Origin of the sequence: Acaryochloris sp. CCMEE 5410 (assembly GCF_000238775.2) — a bacterium.
GTDB lineage: Bacteria > Cyanobacteriota > Cyanobacteriia > Thermosynechococcales > Thermosynechococcaceae > Acaryochloris.
Genome location: NZ_AFEJ02000001.1, coordinates 4,232,200 through 4,248,219, shown reverse-complemented (window position 1 = coordinate 4,248,219; position 16,020 = coordinate 4,232,200). Strand labels below are relative to the sequence as shown.

At 47.9% G+C, this 16,020-nt stretch carries 15 protein-coding genes; 7 read left to right on the top strand and 8 right to left on the bottom strand.

The window, feature by feature from the left end; all coding sequences use genetic code 11:
* Positions 1 to 2 precede the first annotated feature (2 nt).
* Positions 3 to 344, bottom strand: coding sequence for a hypothetical protein (locus ON05_RS19575; RefSeq protein WP_010473609.1), 342 nt, complete (start codon positions 342 to 344; stop codon positions 3 to 5).
* Between the two features lie 279 nt (positions 345 to 623).
* Between ON05_RS19575 and ON05_RS19570 the strand changes: the two genes are divergently transcribed.
* Positions 624 to 1,691, top strand: a complete 1,068-nt coding sequence (locus ON05_RS19570; RefSeq protein ID WP_010473610.1) for an NAD-dependent epimerase/dehydratase family protein — start codon at positions 624 to 626, stop codon at positions 1,689 to 1,691.
* On the opposite strand, the gene ON05_RS19565 is transcribed toward ON05_RS19570, so the two are convergent.
* The 3 genes from ON05_RS19565 to ON05_RS19555 all read right to left on the bottom strand — a co-directional run bounded on the left by ON05_RS19565 (position 1,670) and on the right by ON05_RS19555 (position 4,454).
* Positions 1,670 to 2,614, bottom strand: a complete 945-nt coding sequence (locus ON05_RS19565) for an oxidoreductase (RefSeq protein ID WP_010473612.1) — start codon at positions 2,612 to 2,614, stop codon at positions 1,670 to 1,672. The genes ON05_RS19570 and ON05_RS19565 overlap by 22 nt on opposite strands.
* Positions 2,615 to 2,973: 359 nt before the next feature.
* The gene (locus ON05_RS19560; protein WP_010473614.1) at positions 2,974 to 3,921 is read right to left on the bottom strand and encodes a pentapeptide repeat-containing protein; all 948 of its coding nucleotides are present in this window, start codon (positions 3,919 to 3,921) and stop codon (positions 2,974 to 2,976) included.
* 173 nt (positions 3,922 to 4,094) lie between these two features.
* Positions 4,095 to 4,454, bottom strand: a complete 360-nt coding sequence (locus tag ON05_RS19555) for a hypothetical protein (RefSeq protein ID WP_010473616.1) — start codon at positions 4,452 to 4,454, stop codon at positions 4,095 to 4,097.
* A gap of 161 nt (positions 4,455 to 4,615) precedes the next feature.
* On the opposite strand from ON05_RS19555, the gene ON05_RS19550 reads away from it, so the two are divergent.
* Together ON05_RS19550 and ON05_RS19545 are read left to right on the top strand one after the other, a co-directional pair.
* The gene (locus tag ON05_RS19550) at positions 4,616 to 4,957 is read left to right on the top strand and encodes a hypothetical protein (protein ID WP_010473618.1); all 342 of its coding nucleotides are present in this window, start codon (positions 4,616 to 4,618) and stop codon (positions 4,955 to 4,957) included.
* Positions 4,958 to 5,046: 89 nt separating this feature from the next.
* A complete protein-coding gene (locus ON05_RS19545; RefSeq protein WP_010473620.1) occupies positions 5,047 to 6,654 on the top strand; it encodes an alkaline phosphatase in 1,608 nt (535 codons plus the stop codon).
* Here the strand turns inward: ON05_RS19545 and recA are convergent.
* From recA to ON05_RS19530, 3 genes are all read right to left on the bottom strand, one after another.
* The gene (gene recA / locus ON05_RS19540; protein WP_262561998.1) at positions 6,646 to 7,716 is read right to left on the bottom strand and encodes a recombinase RecA; all 1,071 of its coding nucleotides are present in this window, start codon (positions 7,714 to 7,716) and stop codon (positions 6,646 to 6,648) included. The two genes, ON05_RS19545 and recA, sit on opposite strands and share 9 nt — an antisense overlap.
* A 118-nt stretch (positions 7,717 to 7,834) precedes the next feature.
* The gene (locus ON05_RS19535) at positions 7,835 to 8,719 is read right to left on the bottom strand and encodes a class I SAM-dependent methyltransferase (protein ID WP_010473622.1); all 885 of its coding nucleotides are present in this window, start codon (positions 8,717 to 8,719) and stop codon (positions 7,835 to 7,837) included.
* 361 nt (positions 8,720 to 9,080) lie between these two features.
* Positions 9,081 to 10,373, bottom strand: a complete 1,293-nt coding sequence (locus ON05_RS19530; protein WP_010473623.1) for an alkaline phosphatase PhoX — start codon at positions 10,371 to 10,373, stop codon at positions 9,081 to 9,083.
* A 252-nt stretch (positions 10,374 to 10,625) separates the two neighbouring features.
* Here ON05_RS19530 and ON05_RS19525 point away from each other — a divergent pair, with 252 nt between their 5' ends.
* Together ON05_RS19525 and ON05_RS19520 are read left to right on the top strand one after the other, a co-directional pair.
* The gene (locus ON05_RS19525) at positions 10,626 to 11,090 is read left to right on the top strand and encodes an SRPBCC family protein (protein ID WP_010473624.1); all 465 of its coding nucleotides are present in this window, start codon (positions 10,626 to 10,628) and stop codon (positions 11,088 to 11,090) included.
* Positions 11,091 to 11,184: 94 nt separating this feature from the next.
* Positions 11,185 to 11,826, top strand: a complete 642-nt coding sequence (locus ON05_RS19520) for a hypothetical protein (RefSeq protein WP_010473625.1) — start codon at positions 11,185 to 11,187, stop codon at positions 11,824 to 11,826.
* 4 nt (positions 11,827 to 11,830) lie between these two features.
* On the opposite strand, the gene ON05_RS19515 is transcribed toward ON05_RS19520, so the two are convergent.
* Positions 11,831 to 12,361: a hypothetical protein gene (locus tag ON05_RS19515; RefSeq protein WP_029315206.1), complete on the bottom strand. Its 531-nt coding sequence runs from the start codon at positions 12,359 to 12,361 to the stop codon at positions 11,831 to 11,833.
* A gap of 442 nt (positions 12,362 to 12,803) precedes the next feature.
* Between ON05_RS19515 and ON05_RS19510 the strand changes: the two genes are divergently transcribed.
* A complete protein-coding gene (locus tag ON05_RS19510) occupies positions 12,804 to 13,880 on the top strand; it encodes a SpoIID/LytB domain-containing protein (RefSeq protein ID WP_010473628.1) in 1,077 nt (358 codons plus the stop codon).
* A gap of 346 nt (positions 13,881 to 14,226) precedes the next feature.
* On the top strand, positions 14,227 to 15,891 hold the full coding sequence (locus ON05_RS19505) for a hypothetical protein (protein WP_010473629.1): 1,665 nt from the start codon (positions 14,227 to 14,229) through the stop codon (positions 15,889 to 15,891).
* The last annotated feature ends 129 nt before the right edge of the window (positions 15,892 to 16,020 follow it).

The window sequence follows — 16,020 nt, the reverse complement described above, 5'->3', positions numbered from 1 at the left end:
ATTCAAAATTCACTGATGGACAATGGCCGAAGGTGTTGTTTTGACCAAGCGATTGTTTCAGAGGCAGTGAGCATTCTGAGGATGACTTGTTGTGGATTACATTCCATCAATACACATGGAATGATGCTTGTTCCAGCTTGTAGATCGCACCGATAACCTTGGGACCAATCACACAACACAGCTTTGAATTCTAGATGCTTTGTAACTGAGAAAATCTTATGAATAGCAACTTTACCCGATGGAATAGGTGCAATTTTTCCGAAGAGATACCACATGTCTGATTCTTCACTTTCGAATTGTGCCAAAGGCACGTCATCAGATATCAAGAGATAATGTTCAGCCATGATCCAAGTAACTGTTGCAGTGCAGTGGTCTAGCGTTTCATATGAAAGAAGCAATCTCGGACAGGTGCAACTCAGATGATCGAGCTTAGCCCACTACTAGTCAAAGAGCTTGAAGGACACCACAAATACCTATAGGTATTGAGTAAGGGGGTTGCGATCGCAACCCCCTTGCGCACTATCAAGCGACCCAGAACCTCTTGCTCCAGCATCCACCCAGTGAATACGCTACTCTACGGGATAACGGTATTTTGACCAATCCTGCAGCAATAGGGAAGCAGTATGACCAACCCCACCTACGATACGTCAGCCCCCGTTCTCGTCACTGGAGCGACTGGTTATGTCGCCGGATGGCTCGTCAAGCGTTTACTGGAAGAAGGCTTTACCGTTCACGCAGCTGTTCGCAATCCCAGCAATACTGAGAAGCTTAAATACCTTAATGCTTTGGCAGATCAGTCTCCAGGGCAGATCCAATATTTCCAGTCAGATTTACTGACGCTAGGATCCTACGCCGAGGCCATGCAGGGCTGTACCGTAGTGTTTCACACGGCTTCCCCTTTCACTATTGCCGTTGATAATCCACAAAAAGATCTGATTGAACCAGCCCAGCTCGGCACCCGCAATGTTTTAGAACAAGCCAATCAAACTGAGTCTGTGAAGCGGGTGGTGGTCACCAGCAGTTGTGCCGCCATTTATGGCGATAGTGCAGACTTAGAAATGGTTCCAGGCGATTTATTTACTGAAGCAGACTGGAATACCACCTCCTCCCTCACCCATCAGCCCTATTCCTATTCCAAAACCTTAGCTGAGCAAGAAGCTTGGAAAATTGCCAAGAGCCAGAACCGCTGGAACTTAGTCACCATCAATCCCTCCCTCGTTTTAGGGCCTGGGATTAACCCTTTTGCTACTTCAGAGTCCTTCTCACTGATCAAACAGCTGGGAGATGGCACGATGAAAATGGGCGTACCAGACTATCAGATGGGGGTCGTGGACGTTCGGGATGTCGCAGAAGCGCATCTGGCTGCGGGATTTACTCCCAATGCCCAAGGCCGCCATATCACCTCTGGATACAACACAAATTTCCCTCAAATGGCTGAGATTTTGCGGGCTCATTTTGGCGAGGCTTATCCCTTCCCCAAAAGTGTTCTACCCAAAGCATTGATTTGGCTAGTGGGACCATTATTGGATAGCAGTATGACGCGCAAAATCATTGATAGAAACGTGGGTGTTCCCTTTGGCGTCGATAACAGCAAAAGCATCCGCGAGCTAGGGCTAACTTATCGCCCCCTAGCCACATCCCTTGTCGATATGTTTCAGCAGTTGATTGACTATGACGTTGTGACGGCTTGAACTTGAGGTATAGCAAAGGTGCACCCTGTTAATTCTTCTGAGACATCCCAGAGCTGGGCAGCAGCAGCTAGATTTTGGGCATAGTTTGACTGTGTGGCCCGTCCAGGCTGACCTTTCATTTCCATAAACCCTTGAGGGCCAAAATATTCTCCCCCTTGGGCCTCAGGGTCAAGCGCCGCCATCACAATGGGCAGGGCGGCCTGATCCGGGGCATGGCAGAGCCACGGACCAATCGTATATTGAATAAGTTGAACCTGGTATTGAGGCATATGTCTGGCGAGTTCTGTGTTGGAAACGCCAGGGTGAGCCGTGACGGAAAGAATTTTTTTACCGGCTTGAGCTAACCGTCGCTGCAATTCATTCCCAAACATCAAACAGGCCAGCTTACTCTGGGCATAGGCTCCCGTTTTGGAGTAGTTCTGTTTCGATTGCAAATCGTCAAAATTAATTTTCCCAGCCCCCAACCGATGAGCATTGCTACTCAGAGACACCACCCGAGATTCAGAGGTATTCGGCATCAGATCCAACAGCAATGCCGTCAGGAGAAAATGACCAAAGTAATTGGCTCCCATTTGGCTCTCAAACCCATCTACAGTCAGGGCATAGGGAGGCCACATAATTCCAGCATTATTGATCAGAAGGTCGAGGCTGTTGTAGTTCTGTCGAAAGATTTGGGCAAACCCTCTTACAGATGACAAATCAGACAAATCAATCTGGAGAATCTCTAAATCCGCGACCGGCACTGTCATCTTGATTTTGGCTTTGGCTTGTGCCGCTTTCTCCAAATCACGGCAAGCCATGATCACCTTGAAGTGCTTTTGCGCTAGATAACTCACCGTTTCATAGCCCAGGCCTGTATTCGCCCCAGTCACAATGGCAACCTTGCCTTGCTGAGAAGGGATATTTTCTAAATCAAACGCCATTGTGTTGACACCTAAAGTTTGTGGATTATAGTTTGCACTCGATACTGAGCCAAATATGCAGAGTGCGTAGATAAAGCTCCATCGTTCTGCCACGCCCAAGCGTACTGAGTCTTTTCACACTACGGACGCTGAGAATGTCGAAGATAGGTTTGACTCTATGCGCTATGCCACACGTCGAATGACCATTTCCAGGAACCATCCAAGCACAGCCTCATTCAGCATGTCTTTTAAGAGCACCTTATTTATTGTGACGAATTTACCCTGGAGCGTGGTGTCATCACGACACTAGACCATTCCATTGAAGATAGCAGCTTTGCTCTTTACTATGGCGTCTTCTCAATACCGACTACCAAGCCATTTTAGGTATGGATTGTGCCGTTAGGCATAATCGCCCCAGAGAGATTAGCACCCGTTAGTTTGACCATTACTTTTTTGCCGATACCCATATTGGCCCCGGTAAAATCTGCCCCTCGCAAATCAGCGCCACTTAAATCTGCAGCGGTCAGATTAGCGCCTTGCAAGTTGGCCTGGGTGAGGTTGGCTTGGAGTAGATTGGCACGAGTCAAATTGGCATTTGTCAAATTAGCACCCGCCAGATTCACCTTATGCATAAATGCATCTTTGAGATTGACATTCGCTAAATTAGCTTGACTCAGATTGCGCCCTGAGAAATCCCGCTCTTGTAGATCAGCACCGTGCCAATCGACACCACTGTGGTCTGGCGTCAGAGGACGCGAGGTAGACTTGGTTGCTGCAGGAGCTGTTTTAGCAGGCTCTGCCGCTCGACCTGTGCGCCATCGTTTAGCAGCTCGCTTAGCAGCAGAATCGGTCGCAACAGGTGGCTGAGGAGGCTTACTTTGGGGCGGAGCAGCCTTTTGCGTCTTAGGATTGGGAACAGATCTGGGTGGGGGTTGAGTTGCCTTGGTGCGCTGCCGAAACTTTTGAGCAGCTTGGGATTGTCGCTCTTTAGGCTTTTGAGTGGTGCGGGGTGGAGCTGTGCGTCTTGTCGTTTTTGCAGGAGCAGGTGAACTGGCTGATCGGGCCTGGCCTGCTGCCGCTGCTTTCTGAGCCGGACGACGGGCTGACCGCAAGTTTTGACGTCGTTGCAGGTAGGATTGCAGATAGTCACGAGCTTTGTTGAGATCTTGTAGCTTGACGATGGCTTTTTGCTGCAAACGCTCGCGGCTTTGGGGAATACGATCGGGGTGCCAAATAAAGACTAAGTCTTTGTAGGCTTCATTGACCTCTTCTAAAGACGCGCCAACCCTCAACTCTAAGGTGCGATAGCATTCATTGAGGTTTGGCATACTCAATTACAGAAGGATGGGCTTAGGCAATACTTTGCTCTAGACAAAGTTTAAGCGGAAGTCACCTTACTTTATTTTGCCTGGTCTTTTTTGAAAAGGGTATAGGGCAGGAGGAGACAGGGGATAAACCGCTGTCTCACCTGATTGCGTTCATTATTAAGCTTAATGAACCGTTAGTCGATATAGCCCATCAAGTCGGCTGGATCGTAAATGGGTTCCGTGGCAACGGGGCGATTGTTGGGCAGGTTCGGAGAAGGAACCAAGGGCAAACCCATATTCACAATGGGACGATTACCAACTAAGCTTTCTTCGTCAACGATATCCAACCCAGACCGGATGATGGGGCGGTGGTTCGGTAGGGTATCAGTATCGACCACTTCTAAGTGGACCGCAGTGATCGGACGATTACCAGGCAAGCTTGAAGTATCTACAACTTCTAAGGTTCTTGCTGCGATGGGTCGATTTTGAGGTAGGGGAGGAGTTTGGTAGAGCTCAATTGCCCCTTCTTCGGGTTTTTTCTCGGATGTAGCCATGAGTTGACTCCCTAGACAACGGTATAAGGATGTTTCTTAAAGGGGTGATTTAAAGATTTGATAAGAACAATCACTTCTTTGATCATAATTGAGAACGTTCGATTCAGAATATTAATTCGTGTTTAGGACGCCATAACGTTTAGTTATGAATCTCAGCAATCATGCTGCAGGCGATTAAAGCGCTCTTCCATCAAGTTCAGAAACACAGACGTCGTCAAATCTTTCGTCAAGGACAAACCTTGTCGCGTTTTGTTGCCAGGAATATTCGTCGAGATGTCATGATTCTTGCCGATGCTGACATTGATTCGAGTTTTATTACTGCAAGGATACGAACCGTCAATGTCCTATATATGTCACGACACCTGGTTCCTCTAACACTGTTTGGCCTCCCTGAGCAAGTCGCCGTTAATCGTCTCTGGAACTGGCGTGGACAGCCTTGGGGCAGGTTGTCTGACAGAACATCCACTACCGATCTTCAAGATGATGACCCAACCCATTCCTGACTGGATTGAGGTTAAATTCTAGAAACCTAGGCCTCTGAATTGCATCAAGGTATAGATAGTCAAACTTCTCATCTTTACCAGATATAAATATGTTGAACCGCAGGCAATTCTTATTGACCGCTGGTAGCGCTATGGGGTGGGTTCTTTGGTCTAACCACCAGCTACCCCTACTCGCACAGCCCAAATTTTCGGCCTACCCATTTAGCTTAGGGGTCGCTTCGGGGGACCCAGAGTCTAATAGCGTCGTGTTGTGGACCCGGCTGGCTCCTGAGCCCTTATCAGGGCAACCCATGCCTGCTGTTGCTATTCCTATTCAGTGGCAAATTGCAACGGATGCCCAGATGACCAAGGTAGTTCAAGAAGGAACGGTCCAAGCCGTTCCCCAATGGGGCCATTCAGTACATGTCGTGGTGGACAACTTATCGCCAGGACAATGGTATTGGTATCGATTTCAAGCCGGAGATGAAATCAGTCCCATCGGTCGGACCCGCACTATACCTGCTTCCGCATCTGAGGCTGAGCACCTCAAATTTGCCTATGTGTCTTGTCAGCACTATGAATATGGCCATTACACGGCCTATAAGCACTTAGCTCAAGAAGAGTTGGATTTAGTGTTTCATTTGGGAGACTACATCTACGAAGGGAAACCGAAATCTGGACGACCTCGCCAACATGTCGGCCCCAATCCCATCGACCTCAAGGGGTATCGTTGGCGCTATGCCCTGTACAAGAGCGATCCGCACTTGCAAGCAGCCCATGCAGCATTTCCTTTTATCTGTATTTGGGATGACCATGAAGTCGAGAATGATTATGCCAATGATGAGTCCCAAGGCTTTGAGGATCCAGCTATGTTCCGACGGCGTCGGCAAGCTGCTTATCAAGCCTATTATGAGCATCTCCCCCTACGCCCTACCTCCCAACCCCAAGGGGATCACTTACAGCTCTATCGACGGTTTTGCTTTGGGAATTTAGCTGAATTCCATTGCTTAGACACTCGCCAATACCGAGATGATCAAGCCTGCGATCAAAACGGCAAAGGGGGTGGGCAAGTTGCCTTCAATTGTGACGAGCGCCTGGATCCAAAGCGATCGCTGCTGGGTTTCGAGCAAGAACGATGGCTTTTAGATGGCTTAAAAAATGCATCTACGGGTTGGACGGTCATTGCTCAGCCAATGTTGATGGCCGAGCTAAAACAAGGCATCGGACCACTGGCTGGATATTGGACCGATGGTTGGGATGGCTATGCTGCCACCCGCGATCGCATCCTCGAATCCATCAGCCAATATCAACCTAAAAACCCCGTCGTCATTGGTGGCGATATCCACTCGTTTTGGGTCACCGACTTAAAATCAGATTTTCAAGATCCACAATCCCCCGTGGTGGCAACGGAGATTGTCGGCACGTCGATCAGCTCCCGTGGCCCCAATCCTGACCTATTTACCTTAGCTTTAAAAGTGAACCCCCACATTCAGTTCTTTGAGAGTCGGTATCGAGGATATGTGGTTTGTGAAGTCACGCCCCAGCAATGGACCGCACAGTTGCGGGTAGTGGAACAAGTCGAGAAGCCAGGCGCAACCATACGCACATTGGCGTCCTATCAGATTAAAAACGGTCAGCCGGGTGCCCAGAGAATGGATAATATTCAACCCACTACCTCTGCAATCACCTTCTCATCCCGATCAACGGACCTACTCTGATTTCTCTTTTGATTTTTCCCCTTTTTTAGTAGACGCAACAGTATTGGCCGACACTTCCGCCCCTGTATCTAGCTTGGCTCGCACTTGCTGGGTCAGGGACTCCGTAAACTCAGGATTATCCTTCATATAGCGAACCGTATTGTCACGGCCTTGACCAATATTTTCGCCGTTGTAGCTATACCAAGCCCCTTTGCGAATCAGAATGTCAGTTTCTTCCGCCATATCTAACAGGCAACCCAGGGTAGAGATGCCTTGACCAAAGATAATGTCAAATTCTCCAATCCGAAACGGAGGAGCCACTTTATTTTTGACCACTTTGACCTTGGCTCGAATCCCAAACTCTTCAGTACCTTTTTTCAAAGTCTGGATCCGGCGAATATCTAAACGTACTGAAGCATAGAACTTGAGAGCGTTTCCGCCTGTAGTCACTTCCGGATTACCGTAGGTCACGCCAATTTTTTGGCGTAGCTGGTTGAGGAACACCACCGTGCAGCCAGTGCGACCAATATTGCCAGTAATTTTCCGTAGGGCCTGACTCATCAGGCGGGCCTGCAGTCCCATATGGGAATCTCCCATATCACCTTCAATTTCAGCGCGAGGAACGAGGGCCGCTACGGAGTCAATCACTACAATATCAACGGCGGTAGAGCGGACCAGCTGGTCGACAATTTCTAAGGCCGATTCCCCGGTATCAGGTTGAGCCACCAGCAGATTTTCCGTATCGACGCCTACGGCTGAAGCATAGGTGGGGTCGAGAGCATGTTCAGCATCCACAAAAGCGGCAATGCCGCCGGATCGCTGCACTTCTGCGATCGCATGCAACGCCAAGGTTGTTTTACCGGAACTTTCAGGACCATAAATCTCAATTACCCGGCCTTTGGGCAAGCCGCCCCCTAAAGCCAAATCCAGGGTTAAAGCACCACTCGAAATCGTCTCCACTTTCATCTGGGTGGCATCACCCAAACGCATAATCGATCCTTTCCCAAAGGTACGTTCGATTTGATTCAGGACGACGCCTAGGGCTTTGTCTTTCTCAGAGTTAGTGGAATTATCAGCGGCCATGAACACCTCAAATCAAATTAAATTGGGCAAGCATCACTTTATTGTGCACCATACCAAAGTGCTATTTTGCCAGCGCTGCCCTGGGCAATTCTGCAAAGAACCAACCCCACAGCCCACCCTAAACCGCCTTTTGATAAAGGCCCCAAAAGATATCCCCGCCGATATAAGGGGTTTTTATCTGGTCAGGCATCAAATTCAAACCTTGGGCTAAGGTCTTGCCCCAAGCCTTATCCATCAGTTGGTATCGCAATACCGATTTCCGATACTGACCATTCATCCACTTACTCGGACTGCCCCGCGCCACTTCCTGAAACCCATATTGGGCAACCAGACGTTCTAACCCCGGTGGCGAGAACCAATGGGAACGGCTCGGAGGGGTATAGGCATGCCAATTCTGGCCCCGCATCCGAGCCAGTAGACTCGATCGATCCCAGGTTTCAATCAACCAAAACCCGCCAGGTTTAGTCACCATACTGGCCGTATGGAGCGCTAGTTTCAAATTGTAGAAGTGTTGGATGACTTGAACCATCATCACCAGATCAAACCGATTTTGGGTAGGATAATTCTCAAGGGTGCCAACAGTCATTTTCAATCCCAACTGCTCCTCACCAAATTCAGCAATGCGCGGATTGGGCTCTACCCCTTCTCCCCGCCATCCAGCAGTCATCAGTCCTTGAAGGACAAAACCCGCCGCTGCACCGACATCTAAAACGGTACCCGGCAACACATAATAAGCCAATCGCTCAGCATAATATTGGCCGAGTTGTTGCAATAATTCGGCTTCTGCTAAGTAATCGATATAGCCTGGACCATCTCCCTGAAAATATTGGCCATCATAGATCTGGCTAACACTTTTGGCAGTCGGTTGTTGTTCTGAAAATTGGTGATGGCAGCGATCGCATTCTCGTATCCAATAACTATTCTTGCGAAATAAACGCACACTGCTTTGATCGCAAATGGGACAGGTCAGTTGTAGCGAAGAAAAATTGGTTTCTGAATCCATGCAGTCAGTGGGACTAGGGCAAAAAGAGCATCGTTAATGCATCTCGTGTTCTCAAACTTAGGCACATAAAGTGAGGGATGGTACAGATTGATTCATATCCATATCGTGGAGATAACATAGGCGGATAGTCACTATTGAAGATATCAGGCTCTGACAACCCTAGTGATCAATATCCAGAACGCTATACGAGCAATATGAAGCTGTTTTACTCAGCCCAGAAAGGCACATGTTGCGCACCATCTTGACCCAATATTGCTAACTTTTAACCTTCGATGTGATCTTTATTTCTCCACCAGTTTATATTTATTCAGCCAAATTGTTTTCATCACACCCAAAGTTTGAGTTCTATGTTTGGATAAAACTAGACAAAAGGTCCCCAAATGGCAAAGGTAATGCCAGGCGTTTGGATATTCACAAATAACGTTAAAGGATTAGTCGAAAAACAGGCACCCGCTAACTCTTTGTCATTTAAAGCATTACGGGCAAACGCATAGAGTTGTCCCTGCTGATTAATACCCCGAATAAATTGTTCACCTCGCCCATCCTCACACAGAAAGAGATCGCCAAAGGGAGCCATGGTTAAATTGTCAGGATAGTCCAATACTCCTGGATTATTGGGTTCAACAAATAAAGTCAAAGTACCACCATCCTTATCGTTGGGGGTATACCGCCAGACTTGGCCAAGGCTAGCAACGCCACCGCTTGTACAACAGAACAGAACCTCGCCTTTACCCAAGCAAATACCTTCCCCACGACTAAATAGCGCAGCCCCTTTGGCATATCCCTCCGCTCGAACGGTATCTGTGACCGGATCAGGATTGTCGATACGCACCCATTCCACAGGCAGGGGTTGACCGATGGGTATATCCTGTTTGGTATTAAGTTGAGGTTGCCCTTTAATTTTTAAGGCTTCAAGCACTCCTCCAGCCTGTAAATTTTGCGGCTGCTGAGGACGAAAACGATAGAACAGCCCATCCCCACGATCTTCCGTTTGGTAGACAATATTGCTATCGGGGTCGACCGCAACCGCTTCATGGTTAAAACGCCCCATTGCGACAAGAGGCTTGGGTTCCACGGGTCCGGTTGCCTGCATCGGCACTTCGAAGTTATACCCATGCCGTTTACTCACCTCCGGATCACTCTCGGGCGTGGACGTATTCTCTTCACAACTAATCCACGATCCCCAAGGAGTAGGTCCCCCCGCACAATTACGATAGGTCCCTGTCAAAGAAGCATAATGCCGGATTAACTGACGCTGAGCATTCAGCACCAGCGTCGTTGTCCCCCCCGTACATCGCGGATCATAGGCATTGTCCCCCTGAACAGAGGGCGACTGGTTCGGACTTAATTCATGATTACGAATCAGAATGGTCGTCTGATTAGGCCCCGAAAAGGCTGCCATGCCATCATGTTTTCCAGGCACCGGAAAACCATCGCTCATCCGCTCTCCCGTATGGGAAAACGCCCGATATTGAAAGCCACGGGGCAAATCTAAGAGTCCATAGGGATCGGGAACCAGCGGACCATAGCCTTCAGCTTGAATCGATAGTCCATTGGCCGCTCTTGTAAACAGGCGCGATAGCGGAGCACTGATGAGGGTCCCCGTTAAGCTGGCCCCGGCAATGGAGAGGAAATGGCGTCGTGAGAAGTTCAAAACTGTCTCCTATGATGAATAGCGATGTCACGGCTAGAACAATAGTTTGGAGGATAATGGCCAATCTAAAACCCATCAGGTGGCATTCATGCCTCTCAGATTGATGAAACTCAAGAGAATTCAGTACCCAATCGGCGCTTCATATCTTAAAGTGAGATTGCCAAGGCTGTTGCACAATGCAGCACCACCAATCGTTTGCTTGTTTTAACATCGTGTTTGATTCAGCAATTGCCAACCGTTTTTCTACTGAATATGGCAGACACAACCACCTTTGAACAATCTGTCTACATCGATGCCCCGATTGCTATCGTCGATCAAACCATTACCGACCAAGAGCTGATGCACCGTTGGCTCAATCCTCTCTTAAAATGTGAACCCGTAGGAGAATGGAGTTCACAGATCGGTAGCCAAACTCGTTTTATGATTCGGATCCCGCTGCTTAACCCTACCTTACAGAGTCGCGTAATTGAACGGCAAGAAGGACTTGTGGTTTGGGCATTTGATGGTTTTTTCCAAGGGCGAGATCGCTGGCAATGCCAACCCGAGATTGGCGGCACTCGCTTGATTAATCGGTTTGAGTTCCGGATGGAGAATCCGGTTGTTGCCTTTGGTTTTCAGACCTTTGCAGCGAAACTGACTCGTCGAGATATGCAGAGTCAGCTACAGCGCCTTAAACAAGTCGCAGAGCAATATTATGCCCAGTCTGAGTCACCGTAATTTCCCTTAACCGTCAGGAACATTCCTCGCTACCCCGTTGTCTTTCAGAATATGCAAGGACAAAGTGCAACATATTTCATGCGAGGACAATCCCATGACTATTCATCGACCAACTTCTCAAGCCGGGTTAGCAGCGCTATTGGCGTTGGGGATTTGTAGTGCTGGTGTTGCACCTCTGATTCAAGCTCTGCCTGTTCAAGCTCAGAGTTTTCCTCGTTCTAGCCGAGTGGCCCTCAGATCCGGTACTGTGATTCCAGCAGCTTACCAAGGGGCTGAACGAATCATTCTCAAGCCCGATGAAACCTTACCCGTGACCTTGACAGTGGTTGAGAATGTCCGTAATTCCCGAGGCACGATCTTGATTCCCCGAGGCAGTCGCATTGCAGGGCAACTCGAACCCAGTGGCGACGGATCTCAGTTTGTTGCCAATACTCTCATCTTGACCAACCGCGAACGGCAGGACATCGACGCTACGTCTGATGTGATCACTCGCAAAGAAGAAATTCGTAAAGGCAATAACGACCGCATTTGGCAGGGAGCGCTGGTGGGGGGGGCTGCCGCCGGGGTTTTAGCTGAAATCTTTGGCGATGCCGGCGTCCTAGAAGTTTTAGGCGGTGCAGGCGCAGGTGCATTAGGGGGCTGGTTGTTAGGTCGGCGCGAAAAAGTAGAAGTGGTCGTTATCGATGCCAAACAGGATCTCGATTTAACCTTAGATGAGACCTTAGCGCTACGTTAGTCAATCATGGCTCTTGAGCAGTGTGGCCTGAATGAACTGCACAAACATCAAGAATGCGCATGTCGTTATTGTTGATCTGTTTGATGGCGTAATACTGATTTAAGTTGACGCTATGCTCATAGGTCTGCTGCTCATAGCTTTCGAGCACCGATAGGTTTAAGTTCCCACCTTTCAAATGCCCCGCAAAGCAATCAAAGGAAGACGATGGCATAAAGAAGGCCCCGATCACCCGATTGCGCTTCATTTTAAAAATCAAGTATTCAGTTTGTAACTGTCCAGGTTCTTGGGATCGCCCAAATAGATGAACGCCATCCTGGAGAGGAGACTGGGGTAGCGAAACCGCCACAGCCGTATTGGAATTCATATCCTTTGCCGGTTCGATCCCCTTTAGGGTGGATTGAGCATTGGCACAGAGGGATGTAACACCCCATACATGCACCAAGACCACACCACTGAGAAGATACATCGGTAGTCTTGTATACCGTTTGCTCTTCTGAAGTGAGGATTTAGAGATATCAAACCAATACTTATTCATGAGGCTCAATCGAGAAACACAGGGGATCAGTTAAGAACTGAACTGAAAAATAAAGGAATTTAACTAAAATTCTTTTATTACTCTCATTGTCCTCCTGTGAGTCTCATTATTGGTGTGGTTCTTTACAATTGATGAGATATCGATATAAAGCTTTGCAGATTAAGGCTGTATAACGCTTTGCTTTTATTTCCAAAGACCATATTTCGCAATATTTTCTTATTTTTTTAATATTTGTGGCCGACAAATAATCTGCTTTTATGAATTGGTATATCCAACTATCAGGAAGAAGCGATTGCCCTGTTCAGGAATATAAACGGGAACTTTAAAAGGGGGTCTACCTCTTCTTTTTTCTAGTTGACGGTATAAAATCATGATATGGGCGTCAAACGATAGAATAAAGAAGATAACAGACTTATTTTGAATATCTTTAATCTCAATTAATATGTTTTGCCCTCAATCAAAGATTTTTGGGTTCAGCTCTGTCTCCCGTGCTGTTCTATTGCTGACCATCAGTCTTGGAGGGCTCATTGTCAGTGGCTGTGATCGTCAAACAACAGTCCAATCAACATCCAGGGTTCAGCCCGTCAGACCTTCAACCCCTGTTATTCCCGCACCAGAGTTAACGACTCTAGTGCCGACACAACCGGCACCGAGTTCGGATATCCAGCGTCCAGCTCCTACGAAGACCAAGCCTGCTACTACGCCTTTCTCAGAACCAACCAGTAAGGCTTCTTCTTATCAGGCCACTCAGGCTGAGGCACTGGCTTTGCCCCCCAAACCTACTCAAGCGTCTCCCCGAGTTCCGATTCGAGTTGCGATCGCACAGCAATCTCCCTACTTAGTGATTGGCTCTTCCACCCCCGCTACAGTGGTGGATCAGCAAGGTCAGGCGGTCAAAAAGCTTGTGCCCTCCGCTGCCGAAAACTTTATGGCCCAGAGCGGACAGATGCGGATTGGTGCTCAGAGCGCCCCTAACGTAGTTTGGATTAAGCCTGAATCAGACACAGGCTTGGTTTATGTATCCGGTCGGTGGTATCGAGGTGCTATTCAGGTGGTAGCCAATAACGGCAAACTCACAGGGGTCAACCATCTCGATATGGAGTCCTACCTTTACAGCGTTGTGGGTTCAGAGATGCCAGCCTCATGGCCTTTAGAAGCTCTTAAATCCCAGGCAATTGCCGCCCGCTCCTATGCTTTAGCCCATATTGCGCGTCCAGCTAACCCATTATTTGATCTAGGCGATACTCAACGATGGCAAGCTTATAAAGGTATCGAAACCGAAACCGGCTCTACTTTAGCTGCAGTTGAAGACACAGCAGGTATTGTCCTTTCCCACAACGGCGCAGTGGTGGAATCCCTCTATGCCGCCTCGGATCAAATCGTACAAGAAGTCCACAAAGGGTTTGGCATGAGCCAAAACGGTGCCAATCAATTGGCGCAACGACAATATAACTACCAGCAAATTTTGGCTCACTTTTATCCCGGTACTCGCTTAGCTTGGCTGCAATTTTCGTCCTAACCCATCGTTTAAGGCTTTGACCGTTGCACTCTGGAATAGATGTGCTATCTTTAGAGCATTCCACACTTGATGTGTTTGAGAATAAACCGTCCAGGGATTAAGGAGGTGATGCCCATGCAAGATAGTAGTAAAATGCAGGGTCATCAAGTTAAGCTAGGTCGGCTGTGCGCCGAGACTGTTCTCTGAATCAACTACCTAGTAGTTCATGTCGGAGTTCTTTCGGCAGTCAGACTTTAACTTGAATGATCCGCTAGACCGCTCCCAATTCAACAGATTGACCTAGCTCAGCTAACCAGTTTGTTCCGATTGGGAGCGGATAGTCGTTTAAAGGAGACTCCGCTGACCTGTGGATCTAAAAGTCCTTTATCTGCTGCATCGAATCATTGCCCTCGGGTCTAAGCACCGTTCCCTATTGTCGTTTCTGACGGTGCTAGCAGGATTTATCTCCATCGATATCATCTGCACCCGTCTATTTACCCTGTCCAGACAAACCCTAGAACAAATCTGGCAAGTTTATCCTAATTTTTTAGAAACCCTCGATATTGCCTTTGCTCCCGAAGTATGGCTATCCCTCATTGCCCTAACCTTAGGGACCTTGGTGATTGCCATCTCCGTCGCCGCCCAAACCATTCCCAAAATTGCGGAACTCTACATGCGGGATTGGGTGAGCTTAGCCTACATTTGGTTCCTGATGATCGGTGGCAGCCATGCTCTTCTGATCAAGTATTACCAAGATACAGCCAGCATCAGGCCCGCCAGCCTGATGCTCAACCTCTATATCTTTTTACCGGGGTCGATCATCATTGCATTTCCCTATATTTTCTATGTTCTCAAAAGCATTCAGCCAATTACGGTGATCCGCAAGATTGTTGATACCCATATCGCTAATATTCACAAATTACAGCGATCTTCCGTCAACCGACTCCTCCACAACAATGCCTATCGAGAAGAATGTCAGCACCGCCTGTTAGAGTCTTTGAACCAGTTAGGAAATTTGCTGGAATACCTGACCTTCAAGGAACCCAAGGCCCAAGCCATTCAAAATATAAGTCTGATGATTCAGACTTATATCACCACAAAGCCCCATATTAATCCCAAGTTCTTCAGAGTCGGTCATACGGTCTGCTCAGATATTTCCTTCAAAACCCTGATTGATCAATTCGAGGATCTAGAACGAAGCAAAACCTTTTATGAGCAGAAATGCTTTCGCCTCTTGGGAAATATCTATGTCCATCTCTTGGATGATTCGGAATTTGATTTAGCGTCCCTCTGTGCTTCAGAGATGAGCAATATTGGCTTAAAAGCGATCGAACTGAAAGATGATCAGCTCTTAGAAGTGATTATTGTCCGCTTTAACACCATGTTCCGGTTTGCCCTGAAACATGGGGTCAAACATAATGAGGCCCGCAATCTCTATAATTTGGCCTTTCACTATCGGGCTTTTATTGAGAACCTCGTCACCCACCACCGTCTTCACCATTCCTGGCAGAGCTTCTATTACCTGCGTCTGTATGGGAATGAAGCCTATGGTTATGGTCGGAGTAGTTCTGCCATGTATTTCATTGTGGATGTGGTGGCAGCAGAGATGAAAAAAATCTTGGTGCTAGTCCATCAACAACAATGGTCTGAAGAGATTCAAAAACAGCTGCTCGGCGAGATGCTGCTGGTGGATCGTCCCCCTGAGATTGAAACCGATAATTCCAATCAGCCTCATCTTAATAGTGGGGTACGCACCTTGCAAATTTGTCTAGCCCTGTTTTATCTCAAAGAGCAAAAGTATGACTTTGTAGACTGTATCATTGCCGATATTTTGGATGATATTGCCGTTTTGGGGGATAAAGCCTTTCGGCAGCGGATCGAGAAAACTTGCGATCGCTTACGGGCATCTCAACCCAAGTTTTGGGAAGATACAGATCGGGGCAATGCCAACCTCTACTACACCCCCAATCAAGACCAAATCAAGCCTTTTCTCATGCTGTTAGATAAGCGCCTAGCAGAATTGGGTAAATAACCGAGACATCCCATACCAGTCCATATCATCCTGATAATTTCACCTAAGACACCTAATAAATCCTTACTTCACACCTAAAATTACTTTCCTGTGGTTATCAGCAAGGCCGCAGGACAGGGATACAACACC

Bases quoted from the DNA above. Each gene is read 5' to 3' on its own strand.
- ON05_RS19545 (WP_010473620.1), top strand. From the start codon at position 5,047: ATGTTGAACCGCAGGCAATTCTTATTGACCGCTGGTAGCGCTATGGGG.
- ON05_RS19525 (WP_010473624.1), top strand. From the start codon at position 10,626: ATGGCAGACACAACCACCTTTGAACAATCTGTCTACATCGATGCCCCG.
- ON05_RS19515 (WP_029315206.1), bottom strand. From the start codon at position 12,361: ATGAATAAGTATTGGTTTGATATCTCTAAATCCTCACTTCAGAAGAGC.
- ON05_RS19575 (WP_010473609.1), bottom strand. From the start codon at position 344: ATGGCTGAACATTATCTCTTGATATCTGATGACGTGCCTTTGGCACAA.
- ON05_RS19555 (WP_010473616.1), bottom strand. From the start codon at position 4,454: ATGGCTACATCCGAGAAAAAACCCGAAGAAGGGGCAATTGAGCTCTAC.
- ON05_RS19535 (WP_010473622.1), bottom strand. From the start codon at position 8,719: ATGGATTCAGAAACCAATTTTTCTTCGCTACAACTGACCTGTCCCATT.
- ON05_RS19510 (WP_010473628.1), top strand. From the start codon at position 12,804: ATGTTTTGCCCTCAATCAAAGATTTTTGGGTTCAGCTCTGTCTCCCGT.
- ON05_RS19560 (WP_010473614.1), bottom strand. From the start codon at position 3,921: ATGCCAAACCTCAATGAATGCTATCGCACCTTAGAGTTGAGGGTTGGC.
- recA (WP_262561998.1), bottom strand. From the start codon at position 7,716: ATGGCCGCTGATAATTCCACTAACTCTGAGAAAGACAAAGCCCTAGGC.
- ON05_RS19565 (WP_010473612.1), bottom strand. From the start codon at position 2,614: ATGGCGTTTGATTTAGAAAATATCCCTTCTCAGCAAGGCAAGGTTGCC.
- ON05_RS19570 (WP_010473610.1), top strand. From the start codon at position 624: ATGACCAACCCCACCTACGATACGTCAGCCCCCGTTCTCGTCACTGGA.
- ON05_RS19550 (WP_010473618.1), top strand. From the start codon at position 4,616: ATGCTGCAGGCGATTAAAGCGCTCTTCCATCAAGTTCAGAAACACAGA.
- ON05_RS19520 (WP_010473625.1), top strand. From the start codon at position 11,185: ATGACTATTCATCGACCAACTTCTCAAGCCGGGTTAGCAGCGCTATTG.